Raw genomic sequence first — 22,756 nt, 5'->3', positions numbered from 1 at the left:
GGGCTTAGAAGCCCTTTGTCTATAAGCGTGATATTTAGAGATAGGATATTAGCAAAGTAAAGCAACATCAAAAATTGTTAAGCTGTTTAATAGACAGTCTTGGGAAGTGAAGAGGTATATACGTCAAGCATGGGCAAAATTGTAGGTATTGACTTGGGTACGACAAACTCTGTGGTAGCCGTTATGGAAGGTGGCAAACCCATAGTGATTGCAAACTCAGAAGGTAGCCGCACCACTCCCTCCGTTGTTAGCTTTACTAAAGATGGCGAACGTCTTGTCGGGCAAATGGCACGTCGGCAAGCAGTGCTAAATCCTGACAATACCTTTTATTCTGTCAAACGGTTTATCGGACGCAAGCATAGTGAACTCTCGGCGGAAACTAAGCGCGTCCCCTATACAGTACGTCGTGATGATCAGGGCAATATCAAGTTACGCAGTTCTAGGCTTGAGAAAGATTTTGCCCCTGAAGAAATTTCAGCAATGGTAATTCGTAAACTCGTCGATGAGGCGAGTCGGTATTTAGGCGAACCTGTAACAGGTGCAGTAATTACAGTTCCTGCATATTTTAATGACTCGCAGAGACAGGCTACAAAAGATGCTGGTCGAATTGCAGGGATTGAAGTTAAGCGGATTTTAAATGAACCGACGGCTGCCTCGTTAGCCTATGGATTAGACAAAAAATCTAACAAGAAAATTTTAGTATTTGACCTTGGTGGTGGCACATTTGATGTGTCTGTGCTAGAGGTGAGCGACGGTTTATTTGAAGTCAAAGCAACGACGGGCGATACCCAGTTGGGCGGCGATGATTTCGATCGCCAAATTGTAAATTACCTCGCCGAAGAATTTTTAAAATCCGATGGTGTCGATCTGCGTAAAGAGCGTCAAGCTCTACAACGTTTGACCGAAGCCGCCGAAAAAGCCAAAATCGAGCTTTCAACCGTGGGCGTAACCGAAATTAATTTACCGTTCATTACAGCCACGGCTGAGGGACCTTTACATTTAGAAACCAGTTTAAAGCGATCGCAGTTTGAGCGTTTAAGTGCTGATTTATTAGAGCGTTTACAAATTCCCCTCGATCGCGTGTTACGTGATGCCCAAATTAGTCCGCGCCAAATCGATGAAGTGGTTTTAGTTGGTGGCTCGACGAGGATTCCTGCGGTACAGGAAATGGTGGAAAGAGCGATCGGTAAACCTCCTAGTCAAAGCGTAAATCCCGATGAAGTGGTGGCGATCGGCGCAGTGATCCAAGCCGCGATTTTGTCAGGCGAAATTAAGGATGTGTTGCTGCTGGATGTCACACCTTTGTCTCTAGGTGTTGAAACTTCGGGCGGTGTGGTCAAACGTTTGATTCCTCGAAATACGACGATCCCCTGTCGCAAGATGGAATTATTTACAACGGCTGAAGACAACCAAACCTCTGTGGAAATCCATGTGATCCAAGGTGAACGGGATCTCGCGGAATATAACAAGTCTTTGGGGCGCTTTAAATTAAGTGGACTTGATCCACAACCTCGCGGCGTGGCTCAGGTGGATGTCACCTTTGATCTAAATACTGATGGGATTTTGGCAGTAACCGCTAGCGATCGCCGCACAGGTGTCGAACGTCGCGTCACGATTAAGGGTGCTTCGACTTTGGATGAAAAAGAAGTTGAACGCATGGTCACTGAGGCTGAGCAATTTGCCGATCGCGATCGTGCTAAACGGGAACGCATCGAGAAACTTAATCGAGCCGATAACTTGGCAGTGGGAGCCGAGCGTCAACTCAAAGATTTAGCACTTAATTACGGCTACAAACTCAGTTACGAACGCCGCAAACAAATTGAGGGATCGATTAAAAAGCTAAGAGATGCGATCGCCAAGGAAGATGATGCCTTAATTGATCGCGCTCAGTCCGAGTTGCAAGAAGCACTCTATGCCCTATCGACGGAACTCTATGCCGAAGATGACGAATATTACGATGATGAGGATGACGATCTATTCGGTGGCATCCTCGAAAGTATCGGCAGTTTTGCCAGTCGCAACAAACGGGGCAAGGACGAAGACGATCGCCGCCGCCCGAATACGCGAGTCTCCTACGATGACGACGATGATTGGATGTAAGCAAAAATCGGGTGTTATACAAATGAAATTAGTCTAAACTCCAGTCTGTTAAGTAAAACTGGCAATAAAAATGGTGCAAGTTTAATCCTGTTCAAAGCTCTGACTGTCGAATTTGAGGGTACGACAGTTTTCTGTAACGGTGCGAATAACTGTATCGGAAATACCTTCTTGCGATCGCACTTGAATGTCTAAGGTGATTTCGACTTCAGCATTTGCCAAGCTCATTAGATGCTCTAGCACTTCCTTGGTAACTTGCTCCATGTCACGCTGACAGCGCAAAGGGTTTAGTTTGATCGATCCGTAAAAACGTTTTGGTTGAGGAAGTGGCAGATTTTCTGGTTTTAGATTTGGTTGGGCTGTGCTGGAACTGCCATCTTTGACGATGTTAGTAATTCCTTGGCTAGATGTGCTGTATTGATAGTCTGTTGTCTGTTTGTTGGTTGCAGATTCTTTTCTCTTAGCCTCATCAGCCTCAAACTGTTTTTGAGCTATGTCAGGTTTAACGATTAGCCCTGTTGAGTTAGTTAGTAAGCTCATTTCACCACCCCGCAACCCCGCATAGCGTTGTTGGGTTTCATCAAAAGCATCGGCATAGGCAAAGTTTTCCTGCCAAAGTAACGATGAAACACCTTCAGAAATTGCCCGTAGTAGCACCTGTTCGTCGCGCAGTTTGGGTAGATAGAGGTACTGGGCAAGATAGCTCCAGAGCTTTTTGATTTCGAGATGATTGACATCTCGCCACAGAAAGGGATCTAGGGCTTCTAATTTCATGTTTGCCGCAGCATATTGAGTGAGAAAGTAATTGTCATGGGAAAGCTTGCGGCTTGCTTTGAGGATAGGGGACTCTTGAGATTGTAGGCGAACTTCTTGCCACGTTATTCCTTGTTGCGGATCGGGTTGAGCAGGGACTAATGCCCATTGGTAGGCTTCTTTTAACTGAATATCAACTGACTCATTGGATTGCTGGCACTTGGCATCGGCTTGTTTAGTTTGAAAAGGATCGAGATTGAGGATGTCACGCTCATTGGTAATCGACTTCCAAGCAAGGTACTGTGCAGTTGATTGTTCCAGTGGCGAGAGCTTACTTTTATCTGGAGCCACAAACAGTAATAAATTTTTGTTGTAGCGTGGGCTGCCACCACGTTTATTCAATATTTCCTGAGCTTGGCTATAAGCATCACTATTAGTTGCCTTATTGCTATGGGGAAAGTTGGGGGATAACACAACTAGGCGAATGCCCATACTGGAATCATCTGGAATATCAGCAGAGCTTTCGGGGGCGATGTGGATGCCAGCAAATTCACCTTTGTTTTTGTCGCTTTTGAGTCGGCGCACGATTTCTGTATGGATGCGTTCTGGCTCAGATGACAAGATGCGGGTGGCGCGATCGCTAGCGGTGCGGGTGACATTGGGTTGAGTAGAAATCCAGTAGCGTCCGCTTTCATCAACGTAGATGTAGGTAGCACTATCGGTAAGACGGCGCAAAGCATCGCCAAAGGTAGCTGGTGATTCACCTGGTTGGACACAACCTAGTTTGATGTGGCGATCTTGAATACCTCGATTTGCTGCTCTTAATGTTGGAGCAGAACCAAGATAGATTGTACGGGTGACACGCCGACAAGCAGAATATCGCCCTAAGTTGGGATTATCCCGATCGCAAGCAGCAGGCAAAGAATTAGCACCATCGACATCTTTTTCAATGATGGGAACCCAGTTGTCTTCAAGATAGCGAGTTAGTTCGGACTGAACTAACGGATCGTCAAGAGGAACACTGGAAGGCAAAATCATCAAACTGCGATCGTCTCGTTCCCAGAGAGAATGAATCACTTTTGCCATCAGTCTCAAGACACCGCGAGTGCGCTGGAACTTGTCGAGAGTTGACCAATCACTGTAAAGGCGATCGAATAGTTCGGGATGAATGGGGTAGGCTTCTTTGAGTCGGCGCTCATAGTTGGCTTCGCGGCATTCAGTAGGAAATTCTTGTGCTTGACTGCGATACATTTCTGAGAAGGTTCGCACAACTGCATCTCGCGCCACAAATAGGGCAGGGTCAGCGATCGGTTGAAACAGACGACGACGGACGATTTCAAAACTTTCTTCAGCGCTGGCAGGTCGCCAAGGCGATTCCACACGCCCGATCGCATTTTTGAGTCTATCCAGTGCTGCTTGTCCGTAATCGCCACCAATTTCAATATCCGATGAGGGAATGCTGACCACAAGTAAGGTGCGATCGGCATTTTTGGCTGATTCGCTTAAGGTTTGGGCAAACGTGAAGTGGGTGTCAAAACTACCTGAAATTAAATCTTCGCGCTTGTGCAATTGACGGGCATAGGAAACCCATTCATCAATCAAAATCAGGCATGGAGCATAACGATTGAATAGTAACTTGAGATTATCCCCAGGGTTAGTCGCCGTCTCATCAGAGGCACGTAACATTTCATAGCCTTCTTTGCCTCCCAATTGCCAAGCAATTTCGCCCCAGAGGGTATGTACGACCGTGCCATCGTTTTTAGTGTGTCTTTGTCCAGGAGAGATTTTATTACCCGCAATTACGGCAATGTTGATATTTTCGGGTGGTTCTTTGACTTCGGCTGCGGCAAATACTGGCTCAGAGCCTGGTAAGTCTTGAGTCGATCGCGCACAGCAGAGATGATAAAGTGCAAGCAGGGCATGGGTTTTACCACCACCGAAGTTAGTTTGCAACTCGATTACAGGATCGCCGCCATTGCCAGATAAGCGATTGAGGGCATTGGTCAGTAGTTGCTTGAGTCCTTCCGTAATGTAAGTACGGCGAAAAAATTCGGTGGGAAGGCGATATTCATCGGAGCCTTCATCGAGATAAACTTGCCAGAGATCGGCGGCAAATTCGGCTTGTTGGTAGCGTCCAGATGCAATATCAGGGTGGGGAGTGACGATTTCTCGCCAAGTTTTCAGCCCTTGTTGGGGTGAACCTTCGATCGCGGCGGTGGCTTTTCGGGTTTCACGACGGGCTTGCTCTTCGTATCTTTGCCGCATCAGTTCATAGAGTTGCTTAGCGATCGCCTCAGATTGCTCTGCTGCACCGATAGAATCGAGCAAACGGGCAACGCTATCGAGGGCGCGATAGGCATCTTCGGTAGAGACAGAGCTAGAGCCATGCGCCCAACTATTGCGGGTGGCAATTAGTTCATTAACGATGGAGCGATCGGTTCTGCTGAGGATTTTTCTAAATACTTCGTTCCATTGGCGATCGAGTAGCTTTAGTTGAGCCGCAGGATCTTCTTGGAGAATCTCGTCGAGCGTGCGCTTGATATTTGGATCTGGGTCAACGGATGCTCTAGCGGCAGTTAGCCAATCACTACGATAGGCGCTTTTCATCTCGCGTTCGATGAAAGGATATAGTCCTTCTTTGAGATATTTGAGAGCGCGACCGATACGTTCTTGATTGCTAATTGCCATAGGTTTGATTAACAGATTGGTTAGGTTAGGTTGAAATTGTTATAGATAGTTAGGTTCAGAAGGAAAATTAATATTTTCATAAAGAATGGAGAGGGGAAAGGTTAGATCTAGGCTGGCGATCTGAATGAGTGGATCGTTATTTGTACTTTGATCTTCTAAATCTGTTGGCTCGATCGCGATGGATAGATATTCCCAAGCTAAGTCGCTACGGCGCTGATAGATCTCGATTCTGGGTCGATCTGGTGTGATCAGAATGTAGGTTTGTAGAGTTTCGATCAGCATATAGTGTTGCTGTTTGATGCCCCGATCGCGGGCTTCGGTAGCGGGTGACAACACTTCGACAATGATCGTGGGGTATTGCAAAAAGTCACGCGCAAAGCGATCGCGATCGTCGCAGGTGACAATGAGATCGGGATAGTAGTATTTGCCCGATGGGGTGGTGACTTTGGCATCGCTGATGGCGACCTTGCAACCTTTGCCCCGCAGATGGGGAATGAGCAGGGCAGCAAGATTGGCGGAAATTTGGCTATGGGGAATTGTACCAACCGTCATGGCGATGATTTTGCCGTTTTCGTATTCGTGTTTAGTATCTTGATCGGCTTCCCATGCTAGATATTCGGCGGGAGACAGTATAGGGGATTGAAGGTTAGCAATCATCATGACTTTCCATGTTGTATTCTTAAAATCCAAGAATTAGCGGTGCGGCGCAAAGCGCCGCACCGCTAATTCTTGGGTGGGAAGGGAGTATTAATGAGCTTGCGCCATGCTCTGACCATTTCAGGTTCGCGATCGGGGCGGATATATTGCGCCATCAGGTTTAGATCTAGATCAGGAAAAATTTGGCTTTGAGTAATCTCTGTATAGCCAGTACCATCTTGTTTAATGCGATAGAGGAAAAAGCGATCGCGCTGATAAAACCAAACTTCAGGAATCTGTAAGCCTTGATAGATTTCGAGTTTATTGATACCGCCACTGGTGACGGTTACTTCGATCGCAAGGTCTGGAAATTGTTTGCGATCGCCAATACAAAAGCTTTCGTCGGGTTCTAGTCCGCGATTGGTTGATTGGGATTTACAGGTAGCAGAACCACAGCTAAAGAGGTCAAGATCCAGATCATCGGCATAGATATATAAAAGCCTTGCGATTAGGGTTTTCAGCATTTCATGCTCTGGCGAAAGCGTCACGATTTCTAAAACTCCTTGCAGATAGGTTAGATGTAGGTTTTGATGTCCAGAAAACATCTCAATAAAGTTTTCATATTGCTGCCAAGTGATGTCATAGAGAGGTATACGCGGCTCAGCGATCGCTGGTGCAATTAATTTCTCTAAGTCGATTTGAGGTATATCAAGGGTGATTTTCATAATTATCTATACTTCGGTAGAAATGAAAGATAAGAGAATACCGATAATTTTGTCGATGTTGTTGATGTAGTAATCAGTAAGATCGATCGCTACGGTTTGCTCAGAAATTTGCAGAAATTTCCAGATTTCGCCTGATGTGACAATGCCGTAAATTATGGGAATTTTGTTGTTTTCCTGTTGGTTAAACAATTGGGCGGCGACCATTTCGGCGATACATTGTCCTAATCCTGATTTGATATCTTCATTTTTGGCTTCGACGATCGCCATGACTGGAGCGCTAATCATCAGTTGTTGCTTGGATAAACTAATCAAATAATCACAATAGCCTGACAAGCCTTGTTCGGGGCTGATGCTAAATTCTGTGCCAGAAAATAAGCTGATGGGAGTAGGCGATCGCCGTCTCAGTTCTAGCAGTGTTGGTGCAATCAAAAATTCCGATCGCGCTTTTTCGGTGTTGATGGCAAGGGCGAGGGGAATATTTTCGGTGAGGATTCGTTTGAGATCGTCACTGGGGGCGATCGCTTGGACATGGGCAAACAGATCGATTTTTTCTTCGATTTGTAAATGAAAGTCCTTTTCGACTTGTCTGAGGGTGAAGTTGCTGTATGGCATTTAGTTACCTCAAGTGTTAAATCAACTACCTTGTGCGGTGGTGGGCTTTACGGTTGTTTCACGAAGCCCATTTGGGCAAAATGGTGATCGAGGGTAAAGACTTCGGCGATGTTTAGCTGTTTCATAACTGCGTAGGAGGTGCAGTCTGTAAAAGACCATTCTTTATCTACATTAAATTTCGCGAATATTTGCCATGATCGGTTAGCGATCGCATCATCTATCCAGACAATTTCTAATACTTGACTGGCAACCATAATGTCTATGCGTTGTTTAAAGGCTATGGTGGTTTGATAACCTGCATTCATTAGCAATAGCGTATAAGTTTCATCAAGAACATAATTGGTGGTAATCAGTTTGTATTTACCATTGATCTTTTTAATAAAATTTAATGCCGATGCATGGTGGCGGTCTTTATTGTCAGATATGGCTGCCCAAGCACTTGTATCAATAAGTATTTTTTTCATTTGGTAGCCTGTATAGATATTTGTCGTGGTCGATCGCCACGTTATTTAGTTTTCCTGCTACAGCAATTTGCCCTAGTGTCGAAAATGCTTCCCATCCCTGTTCTGGGGTTGGTGGTGATGTCTCTGTAGTCGTGATGGGAGTTACTGGATCTGTTTGCTTTGATTCATCAAGTAGTAATTTATTCAGTTTTTGGATCAGCAACTGTTGCTCCTCATTTGAGAGGGTTTGGGTCATTTGCACGATCGCATTGACAAGTTGGATGTTCATGATTAGTTACCTTCTAAATTAAATAGTGGTGTTTCTTCATAGCTTGGCTTGGGCTGTGCGATCGCTAGTTGCACGATCGCTTGCCATGAGATGACGAGGCTGTTGTAGTCAAGGGCTAGTTGTGTCCAGCCTTTGCGATCGCAGATGCTATATAGACGATAGCTCAGGTCTTTGGCGATTTCGCCTTTGTCGATGCCGACTTGGGCGAGTAGGTTGGCGGCTCCTCTTTCGCCGAGTTTGTCGAGGGCGCGAATGAGGTGATGGGCGACTTCCCATGCGGGTGTGCGGTTGTCGTTGTCGGGGTTCCAATCGGTGGGAAGTTCGTCGCGTTTGAGTAGTCTTACTTTGCCGCCTTTGGCGAAGAGGATGCCTGAGTTGACTAAGCCTTGGACGCTGATGTTTTTGGCGGTGGATAGGGTTTCGGCATCGCCGTATGCGCCTTCGTTAAATTGGCTTTGCTCGAACCAAGCTAGCGCCCAGCGTGTGTCGGTATCAAATTCGCCTTCTTGTTCGGCGAAGTATTCATCGAGGGCTTGGTTGATTAGTTGTAGCGCAGTGCGGACGCGCATGGCGGAGCCGTCGGGTTCGAGGACTTTGGCATATTTGGAGTAGACTGCCATGCCAGGTCCGATGCTGGCTTGGGCAAGGTCAACGGGGGCGATGTTGCCTTGTTGGAGTTTTTTGAGTGCGTCGGGGAGTTCGCGTTTGAGTTCGTTGAGAAATTGGCGGCGGGTGGTTGAGGTGGCGTTGTCGGGACGAGGGCGGCAGACTAAGACGATGGATGATGCAAGGGCATTGCTACCAATTCCGCGACTTCTTGCACTTCTTTCTGTTCGTACTGGAATAGTGCCAGTAATTGCAAAACTAGACTGTATTAAACCTTCTAGCATTGTTTCCCATCCAGTTGAAGCTATCGAATTTGTATCTGTTTCAATATCAGACTCATCATCATCAGATTCTGTTTGCTTAAACGCATAGTAAACAGTAAATGGATAGTCAGGGTGGGCTGATTTACGAATTTGCTGAAAAACTTTACTTAAACCGTCTTCAAAAAATTCTTTCGCTTTTTCTTTGCTCCCATGACGAAAATGATCAGCAACCATTTCTTGACTTTTCGGGACTAGCAGAGTTGAACAAAGTTCTGAATATATTCCATTAAGAGATTTTCTTAACCAGACATAGAAGAAATCAGAGAGGTCTGCATAAGGCACTGCATCATAGTATGGCGGATCAGTTGAAAATACAAAGGCTTTATCTTTTGCTTTTTCTTCAACTGCATCCTGTTGTTTAACAAATCCATTAATGCTACTTCTTGATTCCTGCAAAACTCTATAAACCCAATCAACCGAACCTAGAAAGTTTCCTGTAGAATCACTCAGTGGATTAGTTTCCGCAAAATCCCAAGTCATTTGAATTGCTTGGCGTGCAAAAGTCCCTCTTATTCCATCTCTTCCAACATTCCATGAACAAATAGTTGAATTGTTGTCAGCAATACGATCAACAGCAAAAGCTAAATAAGTCGCTACAGCATTTGCATATTCTTCTGCACCACCATCAGCAATAACTTTCTCTCTTGCATCTTTTACTAGATCGCTAAAAGTTGTAAGTGCCACCAATTGACGAGAAGTAAATAGATCAGAGTGTTTTGTCATTCCATAGATAATAGGCGTGACATGGCGAGAATTTGGAACAAGTTCTGTTTCAGGCTTCCATGTAGGTTGTGCAGAATTAGCAATATTATCTTGTTCATCATTTGGCGACAGATAAAGCCTTCCTTTATTCCCCTCAGCTACGATCGCCATTAATTGCGCCCCCATCCGTCCTGCCTTACCCTCAGCACGGACATGATCCAACTTCACATCAGACTCACAAGCAATACATCGCGCCCCCTTGCGGCTCACCGTCCCTTCAGGTGGTTCACCCGTTCCAGACTTGACCGTAAAAATCACCTTCGGCACATCACCAGAGCGTTCTATCTCATATTCAATCCATGCCTCTTTGCCCTTCTTAGTTGACAAGGCAAACGATCGCACCAAAGGCATCGCACAACCACAGCTAGGGTTCGGACATTTCACCGTTCGCGCCCAAATCCATGCGATAACCGTTGCGTCATTTCCCTCACCCCCAGCCCCTCTCCCTGAGGGAGAGGGGGGCAAGAAAGCGTTGCGAATTTTTTGTAAGGCATCTTGAGGATTGGTTTCTACAAGATTGCTACTTATCCTGACAAAGCGTAATCCAAGAGATTCAAGAATTTCCTGTCTTTGCCGATCTAAATCCTGTTGGGATGCATGAATACCGCCATCTATTTCCACAATCAAACGCTCTTCATGGCAATAAAAGTCAACCACAAAGCGACCTATAGGATGCTGTCGGCGAAACTTGCGATTATCCAGTTTCCGATTTCTCAACAAATCCCACAAAATCGACTCACTCTCAGTCGGCTCTTTCCGAAACTGTTGAGCAATCTCCTGCATCTTCTTCTGCAAAGCCACAGAAAATTCCCACTTGTCCGACTCCCCCTCGCCCTCAGGAAGAGGGGGCTGGGGGGTGAGGGAAACCTTAGGATATAAATGTCCAATCTTCTTAAAAGCCTCATCCCGCATCCATGCGCCGTAATAGCGCACATCATCCGCCAAACCCTGCGCCCCATACCACTGCATCAAACGGTCTTTATTCTTAACCGCCTTCTTACTCTTATTCCCCTTCTCCCCTTGGGAGAGGGGGCTAGGGGGTGAGGGAGTACTCGCAGGATTCACAGGCGGCAGATCCTTAAACTTGGGCGGAATCTCGATCAAAGCCTTCGTAATCAGCACCGCCACAGGATTTAGATCGCTCCCATGCGCTTCTAAACCCAAACGCTGTGCTTCTAATGGAATCGAGCCACCACCACAAAATGGGTCATATACAGGCGGCGGATTACCATTGGTACTTTTAAGAATCTCCGCCCTTGCTTCATTCAAAACATCCTGATTATTGATATTCTCCCACTTCACCAAACGCTCAATAATCCCAAATAACCTTAATCGCTCAATATTCTGCTCATCCTCAGTCGGAAACTCATCAGGCAAACTTGAAGGATCGTCTACTAACGATGCAAACAACACCGCCCGACAAGCCGCCAAAGGTCGTCGCGCCCACCACAAATGCAAAGTGCTAGGATGCCCATGCCGAATCGACTTCTCCCGTGCCGATTCTTTATTAATCGCCTCTAGTGGTAATGCAACCTCGATGAGTTTCTTTTTGTAAGTCATGACGATTAATTTTTCTGTAACCCGTTCTTAGCAAAGCTCATCTATGTAAATGTAAGATTGCTTGCAATTTTTGGCATTATCTCACAAATTTCACGACATACAGCACTTTGCGCCGCCTCACCCTATTCTGGTTTTGATATGACTATGATCTAGACTAGACAACAAGAGAATAAAAGCTTAAATCTATGACCATCTTAGAAAAAGTAGTCAACACAGTACAGCAACTCCCCATCGAGCAGCAAAAGCAAGCATTAGCCTTTGTTGAATTTTTGGTATTTAATCTCAACAATCAAAGTGATGATGATTCATTAATCGAGACAAACGCTCTCCTGCAAGTTCCTGACCTCTTAGATCAAGTTGAGTCAGCACGACAAGAATATCGAAAAGGCAAAGCTTTAACCATGCAATCCGTACTAATGTCGCCATCCTGTTAACTTCTATCAATTTCAATGCAACCGATCTCTTACCCATTGGCGAAACTCTCGCCGTAAAGCGCTAATTGATAATTCTGTACCACGTTCTAAAAACTGCGATATGCCATCAATCACAGGAAAATCAGGAAAAGACAAACTAACTAACGACTCCACATATTTCCCCTCACGCAAAAGACGAATCGACAATTTACCATTGGCATATCGCCAAATCTCAGCTACAGCCAAAGCTTCATAGGCACTGATCTGAGTATTAGAAGTGAGATCGACCTCGATCGCAATATCTGGTGGTGGGTCAATACTCATATCTAGACGTTTCTTACCAATCATGGCGGCATAATTCTTAATGTAAAAGCAATCATCAGGCTCAATCCCTGCCTTCATACTTTTAGTTTTAAAAGTCGATGAACCCAATGATTCCCATTCCCAGTCCAGTTCTTCTAACAAAATAACTAGGAGATTGCTAATAATTACTTTGGTACGTTCATGCTCAGGTAGCGGCATTCTAATCTCCAATACACCATCAAAATAAGCAATCCGCGATGCGCGGTTGTCTCCCAAATCTTCCAGAATCGCCTCAAATTGCTGCCAATCAATATCATGCAAAACCGTAGTTTGACCCTGCAAAGTCTCAATCTGAGCAACTTTTACTAATGTCGCCATCTTATTTAACTCCTATAGTGAGAAGACATCCTGCCCCTTTGCCCATAGCTCCTGCCAACTATAGTTTACGCTAATCGACCTAAAATCTGGCTCCTTTTGAAATGGTTGCTGAACATAACGAATAGAACAAATAGCATCCTCATCCTGTGGCACTTTGACCATCGCTAACAGGTAACTCTCTGGCTTATTCAAAGCGACTAAAATCTCATTTTTGGTCACCGTTACCGTATCTGCTCCCTCAACCCTGCCCTTAACCTCAAGCAATCGCAAGCGTCCATCCCCCACATAGGACTCAATATCATAACCACAACGGCGATCGCTGACATCGACAGGTTTAACACCGAGCTGCACTTCCTGCGCCATAACTGCCGCCATCGCCCTTAACTCCACGCGGCGACGCGCTTCATAGTTAGAAGCATGGTTAGAAACATTGAGACGATCGCTCAGACCTTGCTTCTCAGAATTCTCAACAATGCTTGGCGGCATAAACACTGACGCAGGAATAATTAAGGCACTGCCCACCACAATTGGCGGTAAGCGTGTTAGTTGTCGCTCTTGAGCAAGTTCGTCTAACCGTTTTTTCATCCGCGCTTCTAGATCGTCTGCCCTCTGTCTTGCCCTCGCTGAGTTGAGCTTAGCATTCGGTTTGCCAGCCAATTCTTGGGCGCTCAACTCATTTGCCCGTCGATCCCAATGGCTGATTTCTTTAGCCAGTCGTTCTTTGACTGCGGCGATCGTTTTGTCGATCAGCTTCTCTTTGCGATCGCGAATTTCGGCAAAATGCTGTGGTACTAAATGGGCGATCGCATAACCAATTGCCTTCGATTCAATTTCTTGAGAAAACGTATATTGAGACAAAAGTGTCGGAATCTGAGATTGCTCATCCTCTCGCAAGGGTCGATAATCCAAATAAGGAGCATATCCTGCGTTTTCAGTATGCCCTTCAGCATCGATCTCCACATAATGCATACGCCGAGAGACGACTCGCCTATTCCCATCGACATTTTTTCGCGCATCCTGAATTGCGTGTTCTAGATACACCAAAACACGAGGGCGCTCATTTTTATTAGTTTCATCTACTAATATTGCCCCCTGTTTGAGCAAATCGCGATTCTGCTCCAGCAGCAAGGAAATGACACTATTGAGTAAAGGATGACCAGGGCATACAAAAGTAGCTAGGGGCTTCCCAGACACATTTATCAAATCCTTAGCAAAACAAATACGCTCGTAACTTCTGCCCACAGGTTCACCCAACCCCACTTGCTGACTACGGTTGCGAATACTGGCAGGTACATGGGTAATTTCATAGCGCTGTGGTTCGCGCTGGCGAATGCTGCCACCTAAATCGGTAAAGGCTCTCAGAAAGAATTCGGCAATGAAGTGAGGCTGAAGTTTGCGTGCTTCCATCCGTTCCATATCTTCACGGATGCGCTGTATCCGTGAAGCATCCATCGAATCATGTGCCAAAGCTCTTTCTTCTAACAGGTCACGAAGTTTTTGCTGATCGAGCTTATCAACCACTGCCTGATTTAGCTTTTCCCGAACGTCAGGGCGATCGCCATAACGAATTGCCTGAATCATTAAATCTCGCAGCTCTACCCCAGCGATCGCTTTTCCTAGCACATCAAACACCTTACCGCCCAAGGCTTCCTGTTCCGCTTCAATTTTTTTAAGCAAAGTCGCATAAACACTACCTTCACGGGTTTCCGCCGCCACCAAGTTCCACAAATGGCAAACCTCTGTCTGTCCAATCCGATGAATACGCCCAAAGCGTTGCTCTAGGCGATTAGGATTCCAAGGTAAGTCATAATTCACCATGAGATGCGCCCTTTGTAAATTAATACCCTCCCCCGCCGCGTCTGTGGCAATCAACACTTGTACGGCAACATCTTGTTTGAAGGCATGTTCTGCCTTCTTCCGTTCTTCTCGACCGATCGCACCGTGAATAGTCACCACAGCATCGGTACGACCGAGTAAGGTACTAACGCGATCAATGAGATAGTTAAGCGTATCGCGATGCTCTGTAAAAATCACCAACTTGCGACGATAGCCACCAGCATCAAACATTTCGGTACAGTCCTGCAACAAACCCGATAATTCTTCCCACTTGCGATCTGTCCCACTGCGCCGCACTCGAGCCGCTAGTTCTTCCAGTTCTTTAAGCTTGGCAATTTCTGCCTGCAACTCGGCGATCGTCCGCGATGCCGAAGCGAGATCGACTAACTCCTCTTCAGTCATCTCGCGTTCATCCGCCGCAAAGTCCTCCATGTCATTTTCCAAGTCATCTGGATCGATATCACGATCTACAGCATCTAACTTAGAGAGAACTATTGACGGATATTGCCTTCGCAGTTCTTCTTCTTGCAAACGCTTTTGGAGTCGCTCCCGTCTCCGCTTAATCGACTGATAAATTGCCTCTGGTGAAGATGCCAAACGACGTTGTAATATTGCCAGCGCAAAACCAACCGTACCCTTTCGCCCTTCATTTTCTAAATCATCAGCACGATTAAATTCATCACGCACATAATCAGTCACCTGACGGTAAAGACTTTCTTCTAATGCCGATAGTTGATAACTCACGGTATAAGCCCGTCGCTCTGGGAATAGAGGCTTACCATCAAACTTGAGCATATCTTCTTTAACGAGGCGACGCATCAGATCGGACACATCACTGGCATGGACTCCCTCACGAAATTTCCCCTCAAAGCGATCGCCATCCAGTAGCGCCATAAATAATTGAAAATCTTCCTCTCGACCATTGTGAGGCGTTGCCGTCATGAGCAAAAAATGTCGAGCGACTTGTGATAATTGCTTACCTAATTTATATCGCTTGGTTTCCTTAACTTCTCCACCAAAAAAAGAGGCGGACATCTTATGCGCTTCATCACAGACCACTAAATCCCAGTCAGTCTGCGCTAGTTTTGCCTGTAAATCCTCATTGCGGCTGAGCTTATCAAGCCTAGCAATTACCAGAGGCATTTCTGCTAGAGCGTTTCCTGTTCTTGCTGTTTCAATGCGATCGTTTGAGAGAATCTCAAACGGAAGATGAAACTTAGTAGATAGCTCATCCTGCCACTGCGTTGCCAAACTACCAGGGCAAACGATCAAACAACGATGTAAGTCCCCGCGCATCAATAATTCACGAATCAGCAATCCTGCCATGATTGTCTTTCCCGCCCCAGGGTCATCGGCAAGTAAAAATCGCAAAGGCTGACGCGAGAGCATTTCGCCATACACTGCCGTAATCTGATGGGGAAGTGGCTCAACCAAAGATGTATGAACAGCCAAAAGCGGATCGAACAAGTGGGCTAACTGAATTCTGTATGCTTCAGAAACTAGTCTTAGCAAAGCTCCATCACCATCAAAGCTCCACGGATGACCGACTTGAACAATTTCTAGCTCGGACTCACGATCTCTATAGAGCAACTCATTTCCTAATGCACCCAAAGAGTCCTTATAGGTAATGTCAACAGCTTCAGTACCGTAACGCGCAACGCTAACAAGCGTGACAGTGCGATCGGGTAATATCCCTCTAAGCACCATCCCTAAAACCAATTCATCTAAATTCATATTGAAGTTACCTTGGCATCATCGGAATTATTTTGCTTATCTACCGCGATCATCATCTTGTCCTTAATAATGAAGGTGGCGCTCTGCAACACCTTCATTTATCTGGTCTTTATGTCCTGAGCAAAACTTTTTTGGCTATAATTTTGAGGTAAGCCAATAGGTTTGCATGAGTCCTTTGCCCTTAACCTCGATCGCACCCCGCTCGACCAAATCAAATTTATGCTTGAGCAGTTCATAGGTAGCGGCAGTCACCTGAATTTTGCCAACTTCGCTGTGGGACTCCATGCGACTCGCCACATTTACCGTGTCTCCCCAAAGATCATAAATAAACTTTTGCGTACCGATCACCCCTGCAATTACCGCACCCGTATGGATGCCAACGCGAATTTGTAATGGTCTACCTGTCAAATCGCGAAGTTCAGCAACTTTATCAACCATATCTAAAGCCATACAGGCGATCGCCTCGGCATGTTTTTCAGTAGGAATAGGAATACCGCCAGCCACCATATAGGCATCACCAATGGTTTTGATTTTCTCTAAGCCATAGGTTTCGCAAATCTTGTCAAAATTAGAAAAGATTTGATTCAGCAAATCTACCAAATCCTGAGGTGAGAGTTCCGAAGACATTCTTGTAAAGCTGACCAGATCAGCAAAGAGAACTGTGACCGAATCATAACTATCAGCAATTACTCCATGAAATTGCTTCAGGCGATCGGCGATCGCTTTGGGCAGAATGTTTAATAATAATTTCTCTGATTTCTCCTGCTCAGCATTGAGAGCTTCTTCAGCCATCTTTCGTTCAGTAATGTCATCAAGTACACCCAAAATCCCGATCGTTTTGCCATCCGCATCGATAATTGGCAGCTTGCTAATATCTAGCCATATGGATTTTCCAGATTTATCTGGATTGAGTTTGCGCTGAATCACATGCATTTCAGGAATGTTGGATTCCATAATTTGCTGATCGTGAGTCCGAAACACATTTGCCAAATCAGGATTACCAATTAGATCGTAATCAGTTTTACCAACTACACTTTCTGGGGTATCCAGTTGAGCATACATTGCCCAATTTTTATTACATCCCCGAAACACCAGATTGGTATCTTTCCAGAAAATTTGTTGGGGAATGCTATCAATAATTAATCGTAAATAGGTTTTTTGTTCTTCAAGAGCTTGCTCGGCTCTCACGCGAGCCGTGATATCTTGAAAACTCCATACCCGACCAATAATCTGATCGCTAAGCCTTTGGGGACGGGAATAGCGTTCCAAAACTCGACCGTCGATAAGTTCTAACAAATCATAACTTTCGCGTTCAGGATGGCGATAAAACTCCTGCGATCGCTGCATAAAATCTTGAGGATCGAGCATCTTTTCCGATAGAAACTCTAATCTCAGGTCATAATCAGGTATAGATAAAACCTCCAAAGATAGTCCAAACATATCGATAAAGCGCTGGTTGTAGCTATTGATATGCCCAACTCGATCTACAGCGACCACACCATCAGCAATCGACTCAAAGGTCGCTCTTTGCAAACTCACAAACTCTTCAAGGGTAGACTCAATGCTCTTCCGTTCCGTAATATCAACTCCAATTGAGAGAATTTCCACCAATTTTCCTGAATCATCTAAAATTGGACGATTTGACCAAGATATCCACACCTGCTCTCCATCGCTACGAATATTTTGACTTTCTTGAAACATTGATATTTGATGGGATCTATCACGATCCTTCATCCAACTAAGCAAATCAGAAATAGTTGTATCATCACTACCTTTGACAATCGTGCCGCTAATATTTCGACCCACCATTTCATCTTCCTTCTGAAAGCCGAAGAAAGTTAAACCATATTCATTAATAAATTTAATTGTGCCAACAGTATTGATACGTAAAATGATGCAATTGGCTGCTTCCACAAGGGTGCGATATTTGATTTCACTAGTTTTTAAATCAGCAGTACGCTGTTCTACCCGAATTTCTAATTCCTCTTTACTTTGAGCAAGCGCCATAAAAGAAATCTGCAACTGTTGCGCCATTTGATTAAAGGAGTCAGCCAGAATTGATAGCTCTCGCACATTTGCAGTTTCGATTGGACGATAGGGTTGACCAGTAGCCAGATCGGCTGAGGCAGACAGATTTGCGAGCAAGTGTGAAGCATCAATGAGCTTCTCTACAGGTTTAGCAATCCATTTTGATGTATAGAAACCTGTCAAGCTAGCAAAAACTAAAGCTAAAACACATAAGACAATCGTGTTGCGCGTGTTGATATTAATGCGATCGCGAAAGTCTTCTTCAGATACTGCCACAATCATCAGCCAATCTAGTCCCTGAGCATTGCGTAATCTCGTAATCTGAATATATTGGGTTGCCCCCTCCCATTCCATTTGGATTTGCTGATGCTTGGGAATACCAGAAGAATTAGGATATTTTTGTTGAAGATTTTGAAAGACTAAGCGCAGTAGAGGATTTTGGCTTTTAAGGGCGTGGATACGCTGTTGTTTTTGATCTATGGAAATATAGGGTGCTTCTGAAGTTGATGTAGCAACGATCTCCCCCGATGGTTCCAGAATAAAGGCTTGCCCTGTTTTAGCAATTTTTAATTGACGTAGAAAATCCCCTATTTGAGAGAGCGTTAAGTCGATCGCGATGACTCCCCGCAAGTTACCAGATTCGCTATAAATCGGCAAAGAAGCCGTAATCCCTAAAATCGGACGTGCTACAAATGGATAAATAGGACTCCAGACTGTTTGCCGAGACTTAACTGCTGCCTTGTACCAAGGGCGATCGCGAGGATCGTAAATATTTACTTCAATTTGGTTAAGGACTTTACCAGTGTTATCTAAGCGAAAGATAGCTTTTTGCAGTGGTGCTGCTAAATTTGGCGAAGAAGATCGATGCAACACCAAAGCATTACCTTCTCGCCTCTCCACACCTAGAAATTGACCTTGAGGATTTGCAGCGTAGAAAAAATATAAACTTTGAGCTTGTCGCATCTGCTGCCAAAACAATTTATCTAAACTATTCAAATTCTCAAAATTTAAATAGCCTGCCTTTGCCATGGCTCCATGGGCTTGTAAAATTTCTAAAGGTGCTTCAAAGTACCCCCGCACATGCGCCTCGATCGTATTGGTTACTTCCTGTCCAATTTGAGGAGCTAGTTCTTGAGTTGCTTCCCGCCCATTTTGTACTGATAACCATCCCGTAATTCCTACCGCCGCAATCACTTGAGTCACAAAGGGAACTATCAGCAATATCTTGAGAGAAAGCTGACGATCGCGTTGAGATTTGGCATCTTTACTGGCGGGAGCAGTCATACAAAAAGCTAAAAACGCTAGACCATTCCCATAATAAAGTGATCCTCATGCAAAAGTACGAGTCTGCGCGTATTTGCTCACTTATTGCCTGAGGTTTGCTCTAATAAGTAAGTAGACAAAACCTAAAACCTGTGGCGCACGTGCGCGTGCGCCACAGGTTTTAGATCTGGATTTTAATTACCATCAAAGTCATGTCTGAAGTTAATTCTGAAGCGATCGCCCAAAAGCTCGTCGATCGCCTAAATCAAATTCTGGTCAATATTCCGCCACAGGTAAAACTAGTTGCTGTCAGCAAGTACACGACGACAGAGGCAATTCGCGCTGCTTACGATGCAGGTGTGCGTGACTTTGCCGAATCGCGTGTACAGGATGGCAAAATCAAGCAAACAGAGTTAGCAGATTTAACTGATATCACATGGCACATGATCGGATCTCTGCAAAGTAACAAAGCCAAACAAGCAATCAGCCAATTTAATTGGATACATTCGATCGATCGCCTGAGTCTCGCCGAACAATGCGATCGCCTCATATCTGAACTTGGGAAATCGCCTAAGCTGTTATTGCAGGTCAAGCTAGCCGAAGACCCCAATAAGTCAGGCTGGACAGAATCAGAACTATTAGCAGATTTACCCAAATTAGCAAAACTACAAAATCTCAATATCGTTGGGCTAATGACAATCCTGCCCCTTGGTCTAGACGAGTCTCAAGCCTACGCCGTTTTTAGCCGCGCTACTGAACTAGCCGCAAAAATGCGATCGCTCGGTTGGACAAATATTCAAGAACTATCAATGGGCATGTCCGCCGACTATGCGATCGCCATCAAAGCAGGCGCTACGATCATTCGCATTGGCAGCCAAATTTTTGCTCTGTAATCACCCGTAAGTCAGCGTAAATCGCCTCCTTATAAATATAGGATTTTTTTCTGCTTGCCAGACATGCACAAACCTGTTATAAGTTTAGCGTTCTAAACCAAATAGTTTTTCTCAGTGAAGTTGAGAATTTAGATAATCCTGATGGTGAAAGTTGGAAATTAGCTCTGGCAACACAATAAACTGTCATGTTTTTTGTATTCTAGAATACTTTAATTCCAAATAATACTGATATTCCAAAAATCAGAAATCAACCATGAGTATTGTTAACTATTTTGATGTTATGGCTTTTGTCTTTTATGAAGACTAATACGAAAGGCTTTAAGAAAAACTATGTCTAACTAAATTTTTATGGTGATATCACATTGTCCAATTATCATCATTTAGACTCACATAGACGCTCTTAGCAAAAACAAATTTGTTTTGCAAAGTCCTTGATAGCAGGCAAGTTTAACTAATTATTAAAAACTTGTTAAATATCAAAAAGATCTCTGCGTAGGTAACTAGTTTACTTAAGTAGTTAAGTCCTATGTACTACAAGGCTTTGTCAAATAAAAGTCGTGTTTTGTCGTATTAAAAAAAGTTAATAACTGTATCTAGCTTTTTTGCCTGTTATCGGTTACAGTCTGCGAGTAAATATTTTGTCAATACTGTTTTGGACAGTAAAGGCAATTTAGCACAACTAGACAAAGCAACTCTTTGCCTTATTTTTAAGACTGCTTTATTAGATAGCACTCCTCATCTAGTCTAGAAGTATGATGTTGCGGTTTTAAACCAAAACTGAGGAGCACACAATAGGAGTTAATTACGATGGGAATTTTTACAAAGCTCAAGGATTTTGTTGGTTTGACTGAAGCCCAAGAGTACGAATATGAGTACGATGAAGCCTCAAGTCGTGAATACCAAGACATTTACCAAGAAGATAATGGCGCGATCGCTCCAGAACCTGAAGAGCCACAAGCTCGCCGCACCCGTGAACGTCCCACCGCTTTAAGAGCAACTTCTGAAAACATGAGCAATGTAATTGGTATGCCTGGTGCTGCAAATGGTCTGTCCCAAGTAATGGTGATGGAACCTCGCACTTTTGAAGAAATGCCTCAAGCCATCCAAGCTTTACGTGAACGCAAATCAGTTGTGCTTAACTTGACGATGATGGACCCCGATCAAGCTCAACGTGCAGTTGATTTTGTAGCTGGCGGTACTTATGCCCTTGATGGTCATCAAGAACGCATTGGCGATAGCATCTTCCTGTTTGCACCTTCCTGTGTTCAAGTTTCATCACAGTCTTCAGTATTGAACGAAGCACCTATGCCTCAGCCTCGCGTGGTACGTCCTACCGCAGCACCTGCTCCAGCATGGGCTTCTGAAGCGCCCGTTAGCCGTTTCGCTCAATAATATCTAGGTTATTGGTGAATCCTTGAAAGCTCAACTCAGTATTATCGGTGGCGGTGTAATGGGTGAGGCAATTTTGTCTCGCCTGATCGCTAGTAACCTTTACCTGCCATCCGATGTCTGCGTCAGCGATCCGATGCCAGAGCGTCGTGCGCTCTTAGAAAAAAAGTATGGTGTACAAGTTACACCAAATAATCTCGTGGCTGCGGCAGCAGAGATTATGCTTCTTGCCGTTAAACCACAATCACTCAATGCAGCCGCAATCGGTTTAGCAAATGCACCTGCTACTTGCATTGTGTCAATTTTGGCTGGTGTAACTTTGGCGCAACTAGAGGTAATGTTCCCCTCTAAACCAATTATCCGAGCTATGCCCAATACACCAGCACAAGTGGGTGCAGGCGTAACTGCGATCGCCGCGAATGCCTTAGTAACCGCAGCTCAGTTAGATGCTGTGCGAAAAATTTTTGGGGCGGTTGGTACAGTCGTCGAAGTTGCCGAATCACTGATGAATGCGGTCACAGGTTTATCTGGCTCTGGTCCCGCTTACGTTGCGCTCATGGTTGAAGCAATGGCAGATGGTGGCGTGGCGGCAGGCTTGCCAAGGGCGATCGCGATGCAACTAGCCAAGCAAACGGTTTTAGGAACCGCACAATTATTAACTGAAACGAATCTACATCCTGCTCAATTGAAAGATCAAGTCACTAGTCCTGCAGGAACAACTATTGCGGCGATCGCTCAGTTAGAAAAAGCGGGCTTACGTTCCGCGATGATCGAGGCTGTGCTTGCCGCAACCCGTCGCGCTGACGAATTAGGTAATTAGGAACGAAAATTTAATAAAACCCAAAACTGGTTCGGCGGGCAAAGCCCGCCGAACCAGTTTTGGGTTTTATAAATTGCTTCTTAGTACAGGACAAAAAGTTGCAAAAGTAGACAGGAAGGGGTTTTATAAAAGATAACCACATCACAAATAAAACCCCTATGAAAGAGATTAGCGTATTTTGCGAAAAGTTACATGAACATCTGCA

15 protein-coding genes are annotated in these 22,756 nt (G+C 44.9%); 5 read left to right on the top strand and 10 right to left on the bottom strand.

Annotated elements, in window-relative coordinates; genetic code table 11:
* The first annotated feature begins 129 nt into the window (after positions 1-129).
* Positions 130-2,100, top strand: a complete 1,971-nt coding sequence (gene dnaK / locus VB775_RS25170) for a molecular chaperone DnaK (RefSeq protein ID WP_281006618.1) — start codon at positions 130-132, stop codon at positions 2,098-2,100.
* Between the two features lie 81 nt (positions 2,101-2,181).
* Here dnaK and VB775_RS25165 read toward each other — a convergent pair whose 3' ends face one another.
* From VB775_RS25165 to VB775_RS25135, 7 genes are all read right to left on the bottom strand, one after another.
* Positions 2,182-5,538 carry a Swt1 family HEPN domain-containing protein gene (locus tag VB775_RS25165; RefSeq protein ID WP_281006617.1) on the bottom strand — a complete coding sequence of 1,119 codons (3,357 nt, stop codon included), beginning with the start codon at positions 5,536-5,538 and terminating at the stop codon, positions 2,182-2,184.
* Positions 5,539-5,577: 39 nt separating this feature from the next.
* Complete coding sequence (locus VB775_RS25160; protein WP_281006616.1) at positions 5,578-6,198, bottom strand: Uma2 family endonuclease; 621 nt, start codon at positions 6,196-6,198, stop codon at positions 5,578-5,580.
* 62 nt (positions 6,199-6,260) lie between these two features.
* On the bottom strand, positions 6,261-6,899 hold the full coding sequence (locus tag VB775_RS25155; protein WP_281006615.1) for a Uma2 family endonuclease: 639 nt from the start codon (positions 6,897-6,899) through the stop codon (positions 6,261-6,263).
* A gap of 6 nt (positions 6,900-6,905) precedes the next feature.
* On the bottom strand, positions 6,906-7,511 hold the full coding sequence (locus VB775_RS25150) for a hypothetical protein (RefSeq protein ID WP_281006614.1): 606 nt from the start codon (positions 7,509-7,511) through the stop codon (positions 6,906-6,908).
* 47 nt (positions 7,512-7,558) lie between these two features.
* Positions 7,559-7,975 (bottom strand): type II toxin-antitoxin system VapC family toxin, encoded by a 417-nt coding sequence (locus VB775_RS25145; RefSeq protein WP_281006613.1) that lies wholly within the window; start codon positions 7,973-7,975, stop codon positions 7,559-7,561.
* The gene (locus VB775_RS25140) at positions 7,956-8,243 is read right to left on the bottom strand and encodes a hypothetical protein (protein WP_281006612.1); all 288 of its coding nucleotides are present in this window, start codon (positions 8,241-8,243) and stop codon (positions 7,956-7,958) included. The genes VB775_RS25145 and VB775_RS25140 overlap by 20 nt, the downstream gene beginning before the upstream one ends.
* Positions 8,244-8,245: 2 nt before the next feature.
* Entirely contained in the window at positions 8,246-11,494 is a 3,249-nt protein-coding gene (locus VB775_RS25135; protein ID WP_281006611.1) for a DUF1156 domain-containing protein, read from the bottom strand.
* A gap of 185 nt (positions 11,495-11,679) precedes the next feature.
* On the opposite strand from VB775_RS25135, the gene VB775_RS25130 reads away from it, so the two are divergent.
* On the top strand, positions 11,680-11,928 hold the full coding sequence (locus VB775_RS25130) for a hypothetical protein (RefSeq protein ID WP_281006610.1): 249 nt from the start codon (positions 11,680-11,682) through the stop codon (positions 11,926-11,928).
* A gap of 12 nt (positions 11,929-11,940) precedes the next feature.
* Here VB775_RS25130 and VB775_RS25125 read toward each other — a convergent pair whose 3' ends face one another.
* From VB775_RS25125 to VB775_RS25115, 3 genes are all read right to left on the bottom strand, one after another.
* Positions 11,941-12,588 carry a Uma2 family endonuclease gene (locus VB775_RS25125; RefSeq protein ID WP_281006609.1) on the bottom strand — a complete coding sequence of 216 codons (648 nt, stop codon included), beginning with the start codon at positions 12,586-12,588 and terminating at the stop codon, positions 11,941-11,943.
* A 12-nt stretch (positions 12,589-12,600) separates the two neighbouring features.
* Complete coding sequence (locus VB775_RS25120) at positions 12,601-16,158, bottom strand: helicase-related protein (RefSeq protein WP_281006608.1); 3,558 nt, start codon at positions 16,156-16,158, stop codon at positions 12,601-12,603.
* 135 nt (positions 16,159-16,293) lie between these two features.
* On the bottom strand, positions 16,294-19,470 hold the full coding sequence (locus VB775_RS25115; RefSeq protein WP_281006607.1) for an adenylate/guanylate cyclase domain-containing protein: 3,177 nt from the start codon (positions 19,468-19,470) through the stop codon (positions 16,294-16,296).
* Positions 19,471-19,661: 191 nt separating this feature from the next.
* Between VB775_RS25115 and VB775_RS25110 the strand changes: the two genes are divergently transcribed.
* The 3 genes from VB775_RS25110 to proC all read left to right on the top strand — a co-directional run bounded on the left by VB775_RS25110 (position 19,662) and on the right by proC (position 22,551).
* Positions 19,662-20,342 (top strand): YggS family pyridoxal phosphate-dependent enzyme, encoded by a 681-nt coding sequence (locus tag VB775_RS25110; protein ID WP_281006606.1) that lies wholly within the window; start codon positions 19,662-19,664, stop codon positions 20,340-20,342.
* A gap of 807 nt (positions 20,343-21,149) precedes the next feature.
* Entirely contained in the window at positions 21,150-21,734 is a 585-nt protein-coding gene (locus VB775_RS25105) for a cell division protein SepF (RefSeq protein ID WP_281006605.1), read from the top strand.
* Positions 21,735-21,756: 22 nt separating this feature from the next.
* On the top strand, positions 21,757-22,551 hold the full coding sequence (proC, locus tag VB775_RS25100) for a pyrroline-5-carboxylate reductase (RefSeq protein ID WP_281006604.1): 795 nt from the start codon (positions 21,757-21,759) through the stop codon (positions 22,549-22,551).
* Positions 22,552-22,756 lie beyond the last annotated feature (205 nt).

It is taken from the genome of Pseudanabaena sp. CCNP1317, assembly GCF_034931345.1.
Taxonomy (GTDB): Bacteria; Cyanobacteriota; Cyanobacteriia; order Pseudanabaenales; family Pseudanabaenaceae; genus Pseudanabaena; species Pseudanabaena galeata.
The sequence above is the reverse complement of the archived record's forward strand: the minus strand, read 5'-3'. Positions and strand labels throughout refer to the sequence as shown.